12 protein-coding genes and 1 pseudogene are annotated in these 16,567 nt (G+C 66.3%); 7 read left to right on the top strand and 6 right to left on the bottom strand.

Going from position 1 to position 16,567, the window contains the following annotated elements; all coding sequences use genetic code 11:
- The first annotated feature begins 143 nt into the window (after positions 1-143).
- From ACIBCK_RS37045 to ACIBCK_RS37030, 4 genes are all read left to right on the top strand, one after another.
- Positions 144-1,472 (top strand): MFS transporter, encoded by a 1,329-nt coding sequence (locus ACIBCK_RS37045; protein ID WP_399397511.1) that lies wholly within the window; start codon positions 144-146, stop codon positions 1,470-1,472.
- A 122-nt stretch (positions 1,473-1,594) separates the two neighbouring features.
- Complete coding sequence (locus tag ACIBCK_RS37040) at positions 1,595-2,077, top strand: hypothetical protein (protein WP_399397509.1); 483 nt, start codon at positions 1,595-1,597, stop codon at positions 2,075-2,077.
- Between the two features lie 98 nt (positions 2,078-2,175).
- Positions 2,176-2,694, top strand: coding sequence for a hypothetical protein (locus ACIBCK_RS37035; protein ID WP_399397507.1), 519 nt, complete (start codon positions 2,176-2,178; stop codon positions 2,692-2,694).
- On the top strand, positions 2,684-3,856 hold the full coding sequence (locus ACIBCK_RS37030; RefSeq protein WP_399397505.1) for an MAB_1171c family putative transporter: 1,173 nt from the start codon (positions 2,684-2,686) through the stop codon (positions 3,854-3,856). The genes ACIBCK_RS37035 and ACIBCK_RS37030 overlap by 11 nt, the downstream gene beginning before the upstream one ends.
- Before the next feature lie 486 nt (positions 3,857-4,342).
- Here the strand turns inward: ACIBCK_RS37030 and ACIBCK_RS37025 are convergent, their stop codons facing one another.
- Together ACIBCK_RS37025 and ACIBCK_RS37020 are read right to left on the bottom strand one after the other, a co-directional pair.
- Positions 4,343-5,761: an aldehyde dehydrogenase family protein gene (locus tag ACIBCK_RS37025; protein ID WP_399397525.1), complete on the bottom strand. Its 1,419-nt coding sequence runs from the start codon at positions 5,759-5,761 to the stop codon at positions 4,343-4,345.
- Between the two features lie 280 nt (positions 5,762-6,041).
- On the bottom strand, positions 6,042-6,857 hold the full coding sequence (locus tag ACIBCK_RS37020; RefSeq protein WP_399397503.1) for an SDR family NAD(P)-dependent oxidoreductase: 816 nt from the start codon (positions 6,855-6,857) through the stop codon (positions 6,042-6,044).
- 2,455 nt (positions 6,858-9,312) lie between these two features.
- Here ACIBCK_RS37020 and ACIBCK_RS37015 point away from each other — a divergent pair.
- From ACIBCK_RS37015 to ACIBCK_RS37005, 3 genes and pseudogenes are all read left to right on the top strand, one after another.
- On the top strand, positions 9,313-9,837 hold the full coding sequence (locus ACIBCK_RS37015; protein WP_399397501.1) for a hypothetical protein: 525 nt from the start codon (positions 9,313-9,315) through the stop codon (positions 9,835-9,837).
- A gap of 69 nt (positions 9,838-9,906) precedes the next feature.
- Positions 9,907-11,444, top strand: a pseudogene (locus ACIBCK_RS37010) (ISKra4 family transposase).
- A gap of 38 nt (positions 11,445-11,482) precedes the next feature.
- Complete coding sequence (locus ACIBCK_RS37005; protein ID WP_399397500.1) at positions 11,483-11,674, top strand: hypothetical protein; 192 nt, start codon at positions 11,483-11,485, stop codon at positions 11,672-11,674.
- Between the two features lie 218 nt (positions 11,675-11,892).
- On the opposite strand, the gene ACIBCK_RS37000 is transcribed toward ACIBCK_RS37005, so the two are convergent.
- The 4 genes from ACIBCK_RS37000 to ACIBCK_RS36985 form a co-directional block, all read right to left on the bottom strand.
- A complete protein-coding gene (locus ACIBCK_RS37000) occupies positions 11,893-12,870 on the bottom strand; it encodes a tyrosine-type recombinase/integrase (RefSeq protein ID WP_399397498.1) in 978 nt (325 codons plus the stop codon).
- Between the two features lie 479 nt (positions 12,871-13,349).
- The gene (locus ACIBCK_RS36995) at positions 13,350-14,042 is read right to left on the bottom strand and encodes an excisionase family DNA-binding protein (protein ID WP_399397496.1); all 693 of its coding nucleotides are present in this window, start codon (positions 14,040-14,042) and stop codon (positions 13,350-13,352) included.
- Positions 14,043-14,271: 229 nt separating this feature from the next.
- The gene (locus ACIBCK_RS36990) at positions 14,272-15,594 is read right to left on the bottom strand and encodes a DNA cytosine methyltransferase (protein WP_399397494.1); all 1,323 of its coding nucleotides are present in this window, start codon (positions 15,592-15,594) and stop codon (positions 14,272-14,274) included.
- Complete coding sequence (locus ACIBCK_RS36985; protein WP_399397492.1) at positions 15,581-16,555, bottom strand: TRM11 family SAM-dependent methyltransferase; 975 nt, start codon at positions 16,553-16,555, stop codon at positions 15,581-15,583. The genes ACIBCK_RS36990 and ACIBCK_RS36985 overlap by 14 nt, the downstream gene beginning before the upstream one ends.
- Between the last annotated feature and the right edge of the window lie 12 nt (positions 16,556-16,567).

Below are 16,567 nucleotides of genomic sequence, written 5' to 3'. Positions count from 1 at the left end.
TTGAGACGTCAGACATCTCGATCAACAGCCCGGGGGCCTCGCTCGTTTCGCTTCACGGGCTGTCACCCGATCGGTGGCCACATCGAAGAAGCTCAGTTACTCCCGTTACGAACAACCCGCCCCTCACAGTGATCCCTGGGAGCATGATGCGCCGGACCCCGCGCACACCTACTAGACGACCCTGGCTGTCCCCCGCTCACAAGGCGGGACTCGCCGGCCTGGCAGGGACCACGGTCGAGTGGTACGACTTCTTCGTCTTCTCTACGGCATCCAGCCTGGTCTTCCCAGAGTTATTCTTTCCCGGAGCGCAGCAGGCCACCGGTCTGCTGGCATCGTTCGCGACGTTCTGGGTTGGCTTTCTGGGCCGTCCTGTCGGTGCAGCGCTATTCGGCCATTTCGGGGACCGGCTCGGACGAAAACGCAGTCTGGTGGCGACACTTGTACTGATGGGGTCGGCCACCACAGCCATCGGATTGCTGCCCCGTTACGACGAAGCGGGGATCACCGCTCCGGTGCTGCTGTGCGTTCTGCGCCTCGTCCAAGGGGTCGCAGTGGGCGGCGAATGGGGCGGCGCCGTGCTGCTGGCCGGTGAGCACGCGCCGCAGGGCCGCCGGGTGATCCTGACAGCTATGGTGCAGCAAGGGGCCCCGCTGGCCTCGATCCTGACCAGCGCGGTGTTCCTCCCGTTCTCGCAACTGAGCGACGGCGAATTCTTGTCCTGGGGCTGGCGGGTCCCCTTCCTGCTCTCTACGGTCCTCATGGTCGTAGGCCTGGTCATACGGCTGATGGTGCCCGAATCCCCAGAGTTCGAGAGGCTGTCGGCGCAGGGGCGGGTTGCGCCCGCCCCTGTGCGCGACACCTTGCAGCGACACTTCCCGAAGATGGCGGTGTGTGTCGGGGCCTGTGCCGTTCCAGTGGCCGGAACATATCTGGCCGGCACCTTCGTGCTGTCCTGGGCGACGGTGCACATCGGCTTTCCCCGGGAGAAGGTACTGAGCGTGGTGCTATGCGCGGCTGTCGCCCGATTCCTGGTACAGCCCGTTGCTGCGATAGCCGCCCAACGCTTGGGTGCCGCACGGATCTGCGCCCTGGGGCTGGCTCTCTACTTGCTCGCGGTACCACTCACTGTCCTGGCCTTGGGGAGCGGCTCGCTGCTCCAGATCACTTTGGGGGTATGCGCGTTGGAGTCCGCCAGCGCAGTTGTCTACGCCGTGATCGCCGCTCTGCTCGTCGATACCTTCCCGGTCCAGGTGCGCTACACCGCGATTTCCATATCCCAGCAGTTGGCTGGTGTGGTGTTCGGGGGCACGGCGCCAGCCCTGGCCCAGACCCTGGTCACGGTGGGGCACGGCTCGCTGTGGCCGGTAGCTCTCTACCAGGCGCTCCTGGCCGTCCTGTCAGCCTTGTGCCTGTCCGCTCTGACATCCGCCCGCCGCACTGCCAAGACGGCCGCGCACCCCGCCGGGAGGTGACCATTGCGCCAGGATGTTTCCCTGGGGCAATGTCATTGGCCGGGTTAGACTCTCTCCCTCTTGGCAGACGCCGAGGTGGCTCCTGCCTACGTTGGGAGATCTCTGTTTGGGAAGGGCGAGAGATGCGCAGTACCGGATCCGGGCGCGGCGAGGACGACCGTCCGCTACTCATGCAACTCGAGCAACGTCTCACCAAGTTGATCGAGACGCTCTATCCGGACGAACGCACTCGTCCCGGTTACTCGCGGCTCGCTAAGGAGATCCGGGAGACGACCGGAGGCACCATCTCCGCCACCTACCTGTGGGAACTTGCTACCGGAAAGAAGCGCAACCTCACGCTGGAACAGCTGGACGTTCTCGCGCAGTTCTTCGGAGTGCCACCCGATTACTTCCTCGACGACGAAGTGTCGGAACGGGTCAATGCCCAACTCACGCTGGCCACCGCACTGCGCGACGCCAAAATCCGCAGTCTGGCGCTGCGCGCCGAAGGTCTCTCGCCTGCCAGCCTGGATGCCCTGCTCTCAATGGTCGATGAGGCCCGCAAGCTACAAAACCTCTCGGCGATGAACGACCCGAATCCCCCCGCAGCGGGACCCCATGGCTGAGGCAGCGTTCTCCTCGGAATATCCGGGCGGGCAGGCCCCTTCGTCACTACGCACCCCGCAAGCAGCCAGCCTTTCCATAGCAGGCTGTTGAGAGACGCATGCTGAAAAAGTATGCTCGCTTACAACAGCGTTGCCAGTCGATTCTGGATCAACTCAGTGTGCCACGCCCCTTTTCCATCGATACTCTATGCCAGGAAGTTTCCGCCCAGCGTGGACGTCCGTTGCATCTGCATCCGTTGCCGCAACAGGCCACCGGGAAGAGTATCTGCGGCATATGGCTCGCCACTGAGACCGACGACCACATTTTTTTCGAGCAGCGCACCAGCCGGGCACACCAAGAGCACATTGTGCTGCACGAGATCGGGCACATGCTGTTTGACCACTCTGGCACGGACCTAGGCCACGGCGAGGCTTCTCAAGCTCTCCTTCCCGACCTGAGCCCACAGTTGGTGCGCCGCATACTCGGACGCGCCAGCTACACCAACCACCAGGAACAGGAGGCGGAGATGCTTGCCAGCCTGCTGCGCATCGGCGCTTCACCGACCGCCAGAACACCGCACGGCGTGCTGGGCCGGCTAGAGACCGCCCTGGGGGCGTGTGCCGCGGATGAACGCTGAACCCTCCACCGTGCTGGGCTGGTTCAGCTATATCTGCGTGAGCTGCCTATGGCTGGCTCTGGCGCTGCGCTGCTCCACCGCCCTACGCACGCCTGAGCAGCGCGGACTGTGGTTAGCCGTGGCTACCGCTACGGTGGCCATAACGCTCACGCTCCCCGACGTGACCCAGCTCGCTCTCCAGGCCACCGGAGGGGGCCATGCCATTCCCCTGGCACGGAACCTGATCGGAGTGCTCTCCTCAGGTGCAGTGCTGTACTTCGTCTCAGCGGCCTCCGGCGGCCGATCACGTTGGGGCGTGTGCTGCGCGACGAGCCTGGCCATGGTGAGCCTGCTGATCCTGGATTCCCTGGCTCCACCGCACCAGGAACACGTCGTAACGGGCCCCGGTGCGCCCGCTCCCTCCACTGCCTACTGGCTTGTCTTGGTCATGGTGCATCTCATCGCGGACATCTCCTGCACCTCCCTATGTCGCCAGTACAGCAATCGCACAGCCAACCCCGTCCTCAAGGTGAGCCTACGGACCTTCGGAATCGGCACCGCGCTCTCCTTCCTGTTCTGGTTCTCCCAGCTCATCAGCCTGCTGTTCCACACCCATCGGCTTATGCCGTACCTCCCGTATGTCATGAATTTGCACGGCCTACTACGCGCGATCGCCCTCTTGACGCCCTCCCTGTATGCCGTGCGGGGTGCCGTCGCGGAGATCTGCATCATCTGGCGTCTGTGGCCATTGTGGCGCGACCTGGTGCAGGCCGTGCCGAACGTCGCGTTCCTCAAACCCCGTCACCGACTGCTTGAGGTCGTGTGGCCGCAGGCATCCTGGCGGCTGGTGGCCTACCGCAAAGTCATCGAAACCCGGGATGCCATCCTCATCCTCAACGACTATGCGGCCGCCGATACGTGGGCTCGCGCTCGCCGACATGTGGCCACTGCGAGTGTCGCTCAGGCTAAAGCCGATGCAACGGTGCTTGCGTGTGTGATGGCAGGGGCACGCAGCGCCAAGCTCGCCGGGTTGCCTCACCAGCGCTCCGCCGACAACCTCGTTAACTTCGACAAAGGCGATCTCGATCGCGAGAAGGAATTCCTCCTCGACATGGCGCAAGCTTACGCCTCGGCCCACGCACGGAACTTCGCAGTCCATCCGAACACATCCAGCAAGAAGTGAGTTTAGATATTCATGCCGTTTCGTTTATGCAGCGCCCGGAGCAGCACGGGGTGTCGGGGGCGATTCGGCCGATCGGCAGCAAGGAACCGTCCAGAGTGACGAGCACTTTCGTTTGCGCCGTCTACATCACGTGCCAGTGTAGGTGCGAGTGCGATCCGGATGCCGAACCCGGCGGCGAGCTGGGCGTCACCCCCGGCAAATAGGCCAGGACGAGCAGGGCCTGTCACGGCCGAGTGATGACCTCCCGTCGCCGGACAGCAAGTTACGCAAGGTTTCGCAGGGTGCGACGGCCTGATTCATAGACGCCGGTCACCAAGCACGGAAGCTCCTGGCGACACGGGAGTCTTGGTCGATAACCTGCCCACCAAGAACTTCATCGTTCACATGTCTACCCGACTCGCGGTCACTTCCACCAGATTGGAAGAAGCTCACTCAAAGGGTTCGGGGCAGACCCCGCCAGCGGCGCCAACAGGTAAATCATCACTGTCAGAGTTGTAGCGACTTTGTCTGCAGAAACTCCATAAGCCCGTGCTTGCCTAGTTCTCGCCCGATACCTGATTTCTTATACCCTCCGAACGGAGCGAGCGGGTTGTATGACCCACCGTTAACCGTCACTTGGCCGCACTCCATCGAACGCGCAAAGGTGATTGCCCGATCCTCCTCAGCCCCCCAGACGGCCCCCGCCAGACCGTATTCGGAGTCGTTGGCGATGCGCAGTGCCTCCCCCTCGTCCTCATACCTCATGAACGAGAGAACAGGACCGAAGATCTCCTCACGAGCAATGCTCATCTCGGCAGTGACGTCAGCGAAGACTGTAGGGCGGATGTAGTGGCCCTTGTCTCGTCCTTCAGGGGCCTCCGGTCCACCCGCAACGAGACGGGCACCTTCTGCTACACCACGACGAATATGGTCGCGGACTTTCTCTTGCTGGGCGCTGCTCACCACAGGGCCCAGGCGGCAGTCGGGGTCGGCCGGGTCGCCGGGAACGTATCTAGCAATCTCCTCGACAGCGATCCGGACTGCCTCTTCATAGTCATCGGTATGCACCAACGTGCGCGTCAACGCGTTGCATGACTGCCCTGTGTTGCGCATAACATCAGCGACATTGGTGCGGACAGCCTGTGCGAGGTCTGCTCCGGGGAGGATGACACTGGCAGACTTGCCGCCAAGTTCTAGGGCTACACGCTTAACATCAGCACCGGCAAGTGACCCAATATGCTTGCCGACCACCGTAGAACCCGTGAACGAGATCATGTCGACCCCAGGGTGACGTACCAGTGCCTCCCCAGCTTCCGTTCCTCTGCCGGTGACTAGGTTGAAGACGCCTACAGGGAAGCCTGCGGCTGCCACGCACTCGGTGAACATCTGGGCCGAAAGCGGCGTCAACTCCGCAGGTTTGAGGACCACGGTGCAACCTGCAGCGAGTGCGGGAACAACCTTGCAGACGATCTGGTGTACCGGGTAGTTCCACGGTGTGATGGCCCCCACGACTCCGACGGGCTCTAGCATGACAAGCGAGTTGCCAACGCGCTCCTCGAAGACGAAGTCAGCCGCAAGCTCAGCATGCAGACGCGTCATGGTGACCGGCAGACCGGCTTGTACCCTGCGGGAGAACCCAATTGTGGTTCCCATCTCGGCTGTGATGATCGACGTCATCTGATCCTGGCAAGCGGCAAGTTCGTCAGACAACGCAGCCAGCAACTCGGCTCGGCGGCTAGGCGCGGTGGCCGCCCACCCCGGCAGCGCCGCACGAGCTGCGTTGACTGCAACATCAACATCGGCTGCAGAGCCAGCTGGGACAGCTCCGATAACTCGCTCGTCCGACGGGTTGGTGACCTCAATGACGCCTGTTCCTACCGCAGATCGCCAGTGCCCTGCGATGAACACCTCGTCGTGTGCATTCACAAACATGATCTCCTCCATATGTCTGGCGGTAGCGGAAATGCAGTCGTGGAAGCTGTATGACACACCAGCCCCGCTCATTAGTTAGAGACCGCTCACTCGTTGGCGCTGCTCAACCTGAGTCCGGGAGGGGGTGCAGCCGGGGTAGGCGCACTCGTGGTCACTCGGTAGACGGCCGACTATGCCGCGAGCACGTCAGGCCGCTTGCTGGAGCCCTGCTCCTGCCATGGGTCCTGGCTAGCCTCGAGGCGGTCCCTGGGAAGTGGGCCTGTCCGGTAGTCCATTACGGGCGCGAGGGACGCGCCTCAATGCGGTAGTCGAAGGCGGCACCACCAACGCCGACCGCGGTCACCCCACCATCAACAGTGAGGACGGACCCGTTCACGTAGGACGCGGCGGGGGACAGCAGCCAGTCGATCGCCTCAGCGACCTCCTCCGGATCGCCCGGCCGCCGGGCGGGAGTCAGCCGGTTTGCCTCCACGTAAGCCGCCTCGGCACCACCCGCCAGCCCGGCCTCCGCAGCGAACCGCGCCATCCGCTGGTCGGCCATCTCCGTACGCACCCAGCCCGGGCAAACCGTGTTGGCCCGCAGCCCCTGCGGGCCATAGTCGACGGCGAGGGAGCGGCACAGGTGGAGCAAGGCCGCCTTGGACGTCGCATAGGCGGCGTTGCCGACGCTGTTACGGAGGGCGGCAACCGAGGCCACCGCAACCACCGCACCGCGGGTTTCCAGCAGATGCGGCAGCGCGGCACGCAGCAACAGGAACGGGCCAGTGAGGTTGGTCCGTATCAGCTCTTCCCAATCCTCGACCTCGGTGTCGCCGACCGCGCCGCCCCGCCCGATTCCGGCGTTGAGCACTACGCCATCGAGTCTCCCGTAGGCCTTCACCGTCGTCTCGACAAGTTCGCACACGGCCTCGGGATCCGCGACGTCGGCAGGATGGGCCAGCGCTCCCGTCTCGGCAGCGACTTGGTGCAGCGGCTGCGGTCTCCTGCCAGCGATCACGACCTGGTGTCCGTCGGCCCGTAGCAACCGGGCTGTCGCAGCACCGATGCCCGTCCCCCCGCCAGTGACGACAACAACTCGCTCACCAGTCATGAACGTTGAACTCCTCACCTCTTGAAAACGTGCAGTGCGATCATATGCAGCACTGTCGAATCCGGATGGCCCCGCTCTTGTTCGCACATGTCAATGGCTGGTTCTGTCGCTGACGATGATCAGTCGTGGCTGAATCACAACCTCCCAAGCCTGCAGGCTGCGGTTCCACAGACGAGGCGGTTAGTGGGAAACAACTAAAGCAGGCCAAGCATCGCCAGACGGCAGGTCCTGAGTCGTCACAAAGCCACCCCAGACCGCCCGCTCCTCACTGAGTGTTCCGCTCTGGGTTTCGTGTTTGGTTCCGTGGGGTCAGACATCCCTCTGTGCTAAGCCGTCAAGAGGCCTCCGAGAGGATCTTGTCGGCGAGTGAACGGGGAAGGCCTTCGATTCGTCGTAGGCCTCCCCGGCAGGCAGACAGTGGAACATCATGCCCACGAAGCGGTTGAACCAAAGACCGCGGCCGCCAAGTCAAGGCCCTCCGCTCTCTGCGGGCAATAGGCACTCGGGTGCGAGTTTGTAGGTCACGTTCGCGGTCTTCTCGAGGAGCACTTCCCTGGTCCAGCGGCTCAACTGGACGCAGAAGCCGTCGTAGTGGGTGAGAGTGAGGGCGGTCGCAAGCGCGCGCGTGCCAGGACCGATGCGGCGAGGTTCGCATGTGCCGGAGGACCTGATTGCGTCCGTTGCTGGTGGTGAGTGTGATGTCGGCTTCGATGATGCGGGCACGCAGGCCGCGGAAGCAGGTGAGGTAGGAGCCGTAAGGGAGGGCTGCCAGCACTGCGGAGCGTCGGTGTGCACCCGGCCGGATCAGGAACTGAGAGCCGGTGTCGGAGACAGCTCGTAGGAAGTCGTCGCCGTCGAAAGCTCGGTGTGCCAGCAGGAGCATCTGCGGTGTGAGCCGGGGCAGTAGCGCGGTCGCCTGGACGGTCTCTCCGTTCTCGGATGGGCCGAAGACCGCGCCGAGCAGGCCTCGAGTCCCGGTCTCGCACAGGACGGTCAGTCTCAGAGCGGGGTAACCCGACATGCCCCAGTGGCGCCGAACCTTGCCCAGCAGAGTTCGGATGAGCGGCACCCGAACCACTCCCCCACACACAAATCACCCAACTGAAAGTGCGCCGAAGGGACCGCCTCGGCGGAGTCCTCCACGAGTACCAACACGCCGCTTGAACTGCACGGATGGAGTTTCCGGCAGGCGCAGTGTTCTCTCCCCGTCGCTCCCGCTCGCGGCTGCCGCATCGATCACCGAGCGTACAGGGAGTCGGCCTTAGCGCCATGGCTGGCCTGCAAGACTGCCGTCTCGGCGGTCTGTCGAGACCATGGACGCAGCACGGCTCCAGGTGTCTTACCGGTGACGTCAGTAGTTGTGTATTTGACGCAGCTCCGCCTCGACGACGTCTCGCAGCAGCTCACGGTCAACATCAGGCAGTTGCAGGCCTTTCCGCCCGTACTTGGTCCATAGGCGCCTCCGTCATCAGCGGGCCCCCGTGGGTCGCCACCGCAATGTCTGCTGTATCCAGCGCCCCCAGGTGCGTGGCCGCTGCTCCGGGCAGCACGGGGGTTCTGCCTCTTCGGTGAGGAGGCATCGCAGGGCGAGATCCTGGGGCATGGCTCTGCGACTGCTGTACCTGACCTCCTTGAAAGTCCTGGGATGGATCACATTGGTGGCGCGATCGGAGGCTGCCAAGAACGCGGAGATACTCGTACTCCGACACCAACTCGCCGTCCTCCGCCGTTAAGTCGCCCGGCCACAACCATTATGGGTCGACCGGGCAGTGATCGCGGCACTGGCCCGGCTGCTGCCCAAGAACCTGCGAGGGCATCTGTTCGTCACTCCGGGCACACTGCTGCGCTGGCACTCCGACCTGATCAAGCGCCGCTGGACCTACAAACGCCGACGTCCCGGCCGCCCGCCTACCCGGCCCGCTGTACGGGAACTGGTGCTGCAAATGGACCGGTGGTCGCGCTCAAGCGTCCTTCCGGTATGCCCCAGCCAAGTCCCAGGCCAGCCCTTGCCCCTCCATGGCAGTCGCGACGACGGCGGCCGTCACGGTGAGCACGGCTGTGACTCGGCGGCGCGGCGTGGAGAAAGGACGGGGTATCACCAGCGGATGTTACGGAACGGCACACCGGCAGCGGACGACCGGGGTGTTGTGCCAGCAGTTGATGACACCTTCGGTGACACCACAACTGACCTCACCGAGGAATACGCAACACCTCAACATGAGGGCCTACCAGTCCCGCGGCCTCATCTGTAGCACGCCCCTGCCCGGCAAGGAGCGTTCCACCGGATATCTGTACGGCCCGCACCGAGCGGCTCCTACGTTGAAGCACTCGCATCTCCCGACACGGAGGAACACCGATGGGTGTGGATCCTCTCGGGGGAAGACTGACCTGGGGAGACGCTGATCGGTGGTGTCGGGTCGGTGGCTTGCTTCTACCGTGCTGGAGGTGGGGCGCCATGGTGTCTTTGCCGGAGGAGCTCGAGGCGCGGGAGGCCGCGGCTCGGCGCCGTGTCGAGGAACTGCGGGCTGATACAGCTGAGTTGGCACTCAGGCTGGAGGCTGCTCAAGAGGTCCTGTCGCGGTTGGAGATCACGCGGGAGACCGTCACGAAGGTGCTCGCTGAACTGTCGGCCGCACAGGCGGACAGCGAGGCGGATGTGCCGGTGGAGCCTGCGCAGAAGCCGCATCCGCACGGTGCGGGTGTGGTGATGGTTCCGCCGGGGCGGGAGGGCCTGGCGGCAACGGTGTTGCCGGATGTGTATCGGGACATCATGGAGGTGCTGGCTGACGCGCCGGGCCCGTTGCAGGCCAAGCAGATCGTGCCGCGGATCGGGCTGGCGGCGACGGCCGGGAAGATCGAGGGCACACGGGCCAAGCTCAAGCGGCTGGTGGAGCGGGGCTGGCTGACCGAGGATGCGCCGGGGCGCTTCACCCTCGTCCGTCGTCGTACTTTGGGCATCGACCCGCCCGATCTCCAGTGACCAAGGGGCTCTCCTTCGTAGATTCGTAGGTACCAACCGAAACGAATCGCTGCCGAAGAAGAGCCCGCGATGAAACCGTACGACGCCTTACCCGAGCCTGATCCGTATGCCGCCTCCCGTGATGCCTTCGACCGCCTGATCTCGACGCTGGCTACCAGCCCGGCGACGCATATGGCCCACGACCAATTGGAGGAGCAACTCGAAGTATGGGGACGCGAACTGTTGCGCCAGATGCTGCAGGACCACCTCGATCAGCGAGCCAGGACGGAGGAAGCCGTGCTGCCGGCGGCCGCGGGGCAGCCAGCGGTGGTCGGTCCCGAAGGACAACGGCGAACCTGGCGGGAGCGGGGCCATCACCACATGTTGACCTGCGTATTCGGACCGATCCAGGTGACCCGGATCGCGCATCGCGGCCGGGGTGTTGCCAACGTGCACCCGGCGGACGAAGCCCTCTCGCTGCCCGCCGGCCGGCACTCTCGCGGCCTGGCCCGGCTCGCGGCCCTGGAAGCCGTGCGCGGCTCTTTCGACCAGGCTGCCGCCGCGATCGCGACGCTGCGGCAAGGTGCTGGCCAAACGCCGTCTGAAGGATCTGGTGGCCGCCGCGGCCGTCGACATCGCCGCCTACTACACGGCGAAGATCCCCGTCCCCTGCACCCGCGAGATGCCGCTGGTTCTCCAGGTCGACGGCAAAGGCGTGGTGATGCGCCCCGAAGCCCTGCGCGAGGCCACCCGCAAAGCCGCGGCCAAGAGTGCCGCGGCCGGTCGGCGCGGGCGCCTGGCGCCGGGTGAGAAACCCAACCGCAAACGTATGGCGACGGTGGCCTGCGTCTTCGACGCGACGCCCGCCCCGCGCCGGCCGCACGACATCGTCCATCCGCCCGGCGGCCGCAGCCGGGACCGGCCGCCCCGGCCAGGGCCGAAAGCGGAGCAGAAGTGGTGCACCGCCTCGGTGATCCGCCGGCCGGAGCAGGTCATTGCCGATGCGTTCGCCCAGGCCCAGGCTCGTGACCCGCAGCAGCGGCGGGACTGGATCATGCTCGTCGACGGCGCCCGGCACCAACTCGACCTGATTCAGGCCGAAGCCGTTCGCCGCGGCGTCCGCCTGCACATCCTGCTCGACTTCGTGCACGTCGCCGAGTACTGCTGGACAGCCGCGCACGCCTTCCACCCGGTCGGCAGCCGCGAGGCCGAGACCTGGGCCGCGGACAAACTCACCGCGATCCTTGCCGGAGATGCCGAACGGGCCGCTGCCGAGATGACCGCTCAGGCCGCAGCCGAACAGCTTCCCGCCACCCGCCGCGACGCCGTCACCACCTGCACCCGTTACTTCACCGGCCCACCTCGACCAGCTCCACTACGACACCGCGCTCGCAACTGGCTGGCCGATCGCCACCGGCGCCATCGAAGGTGCCTGCCGCCACCTGATCGCCGACCGCCTCGACATCACCGGCGCCCGCTGGGGACTCAACGGCGCCGAAGCCATCCTCCAACTCCGCGCACTGATCACCAACGGCGACTTCGACGACTACTGGACCTTCCACACAGCCCGCGAACATCAACGTCTCTACCCAAGCCTTGACCAGCAGAACTACAGCCTCACTGCCTGATCCCGACCGTCACTGCAGAGGATCCGCACCCAACACCGATGAACACCCCAAGCCTGCCACTCACCGGCCCGCAGCAGGTCGTGCTCGGCACCGTTGCGGCGCTCACCGTCGCAGCTTTCTCGGCCGCGCTGTGGGGAAACCCCGAACAGAGCGAGCGCGGATTCCGGCTGCTGAACTGGCTGCACAACCGTAGCGAGACCGAACTCCCGCCCGCAGAAGAGGGCCTGTAGCGCTCGCAGCCCCTCCGTGCCGTGCCGCGCCTGCGGGAAAGTGGACTGCTCCCGCAGGCGCCGGTTTTCGTTCCAATCTTCCTCGTCCGCCAACTAAGCGAGCGACTAGGGCCGAGGCGGCGGTGCATGGGATCACTCGGTTGCTGCGCTGACCTGGCGGTCATGGCAAGTCTGGGAGGCCGCCGCACCTCTCGCCTCTGGCCGGCCCACGCCTCTCCCTACAACCTTCGGGAACCCCCGCGGCCGCGCTTGAGTGAGCGTTGCCAGCGGTCTTCGAGCAGGTTGAGGATTCGGGTGTTGATCTTGTGGGCGACGTGGGAGTAGATGTCGTCGATTTCGTTGTTCATGGTGTGGCCGAGGCGGCGGGCCTGGGCGACGTCGGGGATGTTGTCCTCGATGAGCCAGGTTTTGTGGGAGTGGCGCAGGCCGTGGAAGGTCAGGCCGGGCTTGATCGGCTTCCAGACGGTGTCGTCGGGGAAGGTACAGCCGGATACGGCCGGGGCCCAGTAGCGGCGTTGTGTGGTGGAGCGGCGCAGGAGTTTGCCGGTGACGCTGGTGAAGACGTGGTCGCGGCGGTGGGTGGCGAGGTCCTGGGTGAGGAGCGTGGTGAGGAAGGGGGGCAGCGTGACAGTGCGGACGGAGGCGGCGGTTTTGGGCGGTCCGTAGGAGTGGTGGCCGTTGATCTCGTGGAGGGCGCCGTGGTCGGGGTGGACGCTGAGGGTTGCGGCGTCGAGGTCTACGGCGTCGCGGCGCAGGCCGGTGAGTTCGCCCCAGCGCATGCCTGTGTAGGCGGCTGTGATGATTAGCAGGCCGAGGTTGGGGCTGCCGAGGTGGGTGATGCGGCGGGCGATGTCCAGGACGTGGTACTCATCGCACCAGGCGGCTTCTTCACGCCGGGTGCGGCCGCGCTGGCGGGGGATGCGCACGGGGTTGACGGGGATGAGGCGTTCGAGGACGGCTGCGGAGAGGATGAGGCTGAGGAGTTTGCCGATCGCGGCGACGGTGGTCGGCTTGTAGCGGACGCGGAGCTGCTTGAGCCAGGTGATGACGGCGGTGGGGGTGATCTCGTCGAGGGGCATGTCGCCCCAGGCGGGCAGGAGATGGTTCTTCAGCAGGCTCTGGTATCCGGCGGCGGTATTCGGGCCGACTTCGAGGCTGGCTGACCAGGTTTTGGTCCACTGCGCAAACGTAGTCATCTGCGCGGAGCCGGCTGTCCCTGCCACGGTAGAGCGAGGGAGGTGGGTGGCGTCGCTGGCCTGCAGCTCGGGCACAGCCACGGACTCGGCGTTGGGGCTTTCTGGCGCAGCCTTCTCGCCTACGGAGGCGGGTGGTTCAGGCCGTTGCATCGCGTCGGGGCCGGAGGTGCGGGACGGGAGGTGAGGCTCCGTGAAGTTGTCCGCGCATTTGGTCGCGTCGTCGCGGGTGTCGAATGTGGAGGCGGTGGCTGCTCTGCCGGATTCCGCCCAGTAGCGGACTCGCCATCGGTTACCTCGGCGTTCAACCCAGGCCATGGTGCTACCTCCTTGGAGAGTACGAGAACGGCCCCGTCGGGAACGTCGGGGCGCGCCACCCGCCGGGGTGGATCGGCGGCGGGCGGGTCCATGGACGCTCGGTGCCGAGTGAAGCGGAAGCCGCCATCGGCGAACGGGGCGCGCCTCGACCCGAACGGGTGGCGTTATGACGGGTCGGTGGGCTGAGCAGCGGGTGGATGCTGACCTGCATGCACGAGCGCGTGCAGATCAGCGGTCGAGAAGCGAAGGTGGCGGCCGATGCGGGTGTGCGCGATGGCGTGGTCCGCTGCCCTCTTGCGGAGCCAGGAGGCGGGCACCTGCAGCAGGCGGGCGGCTTGTTCGGGTGTGTATAGGCGTGGGGCGCTGGCCTCCGTTTCAGGGCTCGGGAGGCCCGGATCGCTGTCGCCCTGCACTCCGCCAGGCACGTCGGCTGACTCGCCGGGATCGGAATTCTGGGCTTGCGCGGCGTCGACTTGTGGTGGGGTTGCCTGCCTGAGTGGGAAGGTGCGGGATCTGGCTTCGTGCTCCGGGATGGAAGCGTTGCTGAGAACAGGTGGAGCCGCTGAGGCGCCGATCGCGGGCGGTTCCCCCCTCCGGGCGGGGGTCGGCTTCTTGCGAGCGCGCTTGCCAGGACGGGGCGGTTCACCTGATGCGGGGTGGGCGGGTGAACGGCGAGCGGCGAGCTGTTTCAGTTGGTCAGCCGGTGACAGCTCCAGGACGTGGTGCAGGTCTTCGCGCTGCGCGCGACGGCTCGTGACCCGCCGCGCAGCTCGCTGACCGTTGACGTCGGTGCCGGAAGGTTTTGCACCACGTGGTACTGGGGTGCCCTTTCGGCTGCTCCGCCCGGGGCGGCTCATCGTTCGTCTGGAGGCCGAGTGCGCAGGACCACGGCAGACGCCCGATTCCCCACGGCGTGGTCCCAGGGCGCTGCGATAGGTGCTGCCACTGCGCTGGCAGGCCTGTCCTTCCCTGCATTGCAGACGGCGGTCTCCACCGCCCGCACGGCGGCGTGTGCACGGCGTGTGTACGTAGCCGGGCTCGAACGCCAGTGACCAGAGAGACTGGAATGAGGACCTGCTGCCGGGGTCACGCCTCGTCTCCAGGGCAGCGACCGCCGTTTGACTCTGGCGCGTGCGACGGACAACCGTCAGGCAGCAGAGTCCCCAGGGCATAGGCGGCTTGCCGGGGTACGACGCTGTTGCCGAGCAAGCGCAGCTGGGCGGCTCTGGAGGGGCCTGCGGCGGTGACCCATCCTTCGGGCAGGCCCATCATCCATTCGACGAATTCGGCGGATAGCCGACGTGCACCGGGCACGGTGGCCGTGGGCGCGGCGCGTTCGGTCACTTGCTCCCAGCGTCGGATGGCGGGTAGGTACTCGCCCCACCAAGAGGCAGGTGAGTGACGGCCGTTCGTAGATTCATGCCGCCCTTGCGTTTCGGAGTCGTGCCCGCGCCGCCCCTCCCGTCCGACGTGGTCGGGGTGGGTAGCAGGCGCTCGGTCTCCTGCGCCGGGGTGAAGCCATGCTCGGTGGCCGTGCGGGTGGCGCTGGGCGCTGGCGCGACAGGCCGATGCGTTGGGGCAGATCCCGTCGAGATATGCGGCTCTGCGAGTGTCGCCGCGGTGGAGGCCAGGGTGAGGCTGCCGTTGCCGTGGCGCTGGTTCGGGGAGCCTTTGGCACCGTCGCTGGCGGTTGGGGTGGGCAGGAGATGTTCGACCTCGTCGGCAAGCGTGGGGCCGTGGCCGCCCGCTTTGCGTTTGGCCGGGTGCTGGGATCCGCCGATCACGCCGAGGTTCGCCGTTGGTGTCTTCAACAGGGCGCAGTGGGGCCGCTGTTGTGGGCCAGGCGGTGATGAAGACCCGCTCGCGTCGGTGCGGGGCGCCGACGTCACTTGCGCGTACGCAGCGCCATGCTGCGTCATACCCGCGGTCGGCCAGGTCGCCGAGTAGCACTCCCAGCGCCCGCATGGAGAGTTGTTGGGGCGTGTCTCCCAGCGGCGGTTTTCCGGGTTCCAGTGGGCGAAGGGGGATTGTTCCGGCGTGGGTTGAGAGCAGGCCGCGGACATTCTCGATCACCACCAGGCGGGGACGCAGGATGTGGATGGCCTCGGCGGCGTACTGCCACAGGCCCGAGCGGGCACCGGCGAGTCCGGTGCGCGGCCCGGCCACCGACAGCTCCTGGCAGGGGAAGCCCGCAGTGAGGACGTCGATGGGCTCGGCCTGTCTCCAGTCCGCTTCCCGGATGTCTCCCAGGTTCGGCGCGTGGGGCCAGTGCCGGGCCAGGACCTGGGCGGCGAGCGGGTCGTTCTCGGCGTGCCAGGCGACGCGGCCGCCGAACGCTCGCTGCACGCCGAGGTCCAGGCCGCCCACTCCGCTGTAGAGCGAGCCGATCCGCAGCTCAGCGGCCGCCATCGCGGACCCCCGCCGTGCAGGTGCGGGAGCGGAAGGTGGCCGTGGCGGTCGGCTTGGTCCGCCGACCGTGCGGGCTGGCCGGGTGTCGGCGCTCGCGAGGCGAGAAAGAGGGTGGGGGCGGGGTGGGGCGGCGTACAACGAGGGTGTCCTCGTGCACGATCAGCGCCAGCGGAAGGCCGGCGCGGCGGGCGTCGCCGACGTTCTTCATCTGGAAGAACGAGGGACGGGCGACGAGGTGCCCATCACGGATACCGGCGAGGAGGGCGATGTTGCGCTCCACGGGGATAAGCCCGGCGGTCTCGGCTGCCGCGAGAACGGCCGAGGGAAGATCGATGAGTTCACCGCGATCGCGCCAGGGACGCGTGGTGATCACGGCGTGGCCTCCAGGGCGCAAGGCGTGGCGGCACTGGATGAGGATGTCGGTGAAGGCGTCCATGAGGGCTTCGAGGCCGACGTGGGCGAGGTTGTTGGGGTCGCTGCTGTAGCGATAGTCCCTTTTCGTCACGCCGCGTTCGCCGGATTCGCGGGTGGAGCGGACCTGGCCGTGCACGCTGGCGCCGTAGGGCGGGGAGGTGACGACGAGGTCGACCAGGCCGTGGAACGCGGCGGGGATGTGGGCGGTGAGCTGGCGGGCGTCGCCGCAGTAGACGGCTGCGGAGCAGGTGGCACCCTGGCGTTCGGCGTGGCGGAGGTTGGCCTGGGCGATTTGGGCCCACTTGGGTTCGTACTCGGTGCCCAGGGCGTGGCGGCCGAGGTGGAGGGCTTCGATCAGGGTGGTTCCGATGCCGCACATCGGGTCCAGGACCAGGCCGCCGGGCTCGGTGTACGTGGTGATCGCGTGGCGGGCGATCGCGGGGAGCATTTTGGCGGGGTGGGCGGCCGAGCCGGGCACGTAGCGATCAGCGCGCTGGGCGGGGGCGGAGGTGGGTGCGGTGTTCCACACCGAGGGGGACTTCGGCACGGTGACGCTCCT

It is taken from the genome of Streptomyces sp. NPDC051218 (genome assembly GCF_044455475.1).
Classification (GTDB): Bacteria; Actinomycetota; Actinomycetes; order Streptomycetales; family Streptomycetaceae; genus Streptomyces.
This window is presented reverse-complemented; position numbering and strand designations above follow the sequence as displayed.

What these genes read in the sequence shown, in the direction of transcription:
- ACIBCK_RS37045 (WP_399397511.1), top strand. Translation starts at nt 144, where the DNA reads ATGATGCGCCGGACCCCGCGCACACCTACTAGACGACCCTGGCTGTCC.
- ACIBCK_RS37040 (WP_399397509.1), top strand. Translation starts at nt 1,595, where the DNA reads ATGCGCAGTACCGGATCCGGGCGCGGCGAGGACGACCGTCCGCTACTC.
- ACIBCK_RS37035 (WP_399397507.1), top strand. Translation starts at nt 2,176, where the DNA reads ATGCTGAAAAAGTATGCTCGCTTACAACAGCGTTGCCAGTCGATTCTG.
- ACIBCK_RS37030 (WP_399397505.1), top strand. Translation starts at nt 2,684, where the DNA reads ATGAACGCTGAACCCTCCACCGTGCTGGGCTGGTTCAGCTATATCTGC.
- ACIBCK_RS37020 (WP_399397503.1), bottom strand. Translation starts at nt 6,857, where the DNA reads ATGACTGGTGAGCGAGTTGTTGTCGTCACTGGCGGGGGGACGGGCATC.
- ACIBCK_RS37015 (WP_399397501.1), top strand. Translation starts at nt 9,313, where the DNA reads ATGGTGTCTTTGCCGGAGGAGCTCGAGGCGCGGGAGGCCGCGGCTCGG.
- ACIBCK_RS37005 (WP_399397500.1), top strand. Translation starts at nt 11,483, where the DNA reads ATGAACACCCCAAGCCTGCCACTCACCGGCCCGCAGCAGGTCGTGCTC.
- ACIBCK_RS37000 (WP_399397498.1), bottom strand. Translation starts at nt 12,870, where the DNA reads ATGACTACGTTTGCGCAGTGGACCAAAACCTGGTCAGCCAGCCTCGAA.
- ACIBCK_RS36995 (WP_399397496.1), bottom strand. Translation starts at nt 14,042, where the DNA reads ATGAGCCGCCCCGGGCGGAGCAGCCGAAAGGGCACCCCAGTACCACGT.
- ACIBCK_RS36990 (WP_399397494.1), bottom strand. Translation starts at nt 15,594, where the DNA reads ATGGCGGCCGCTGAGCTGCGGATCGGCTCGCTCTACAGCGGAGTGGGC.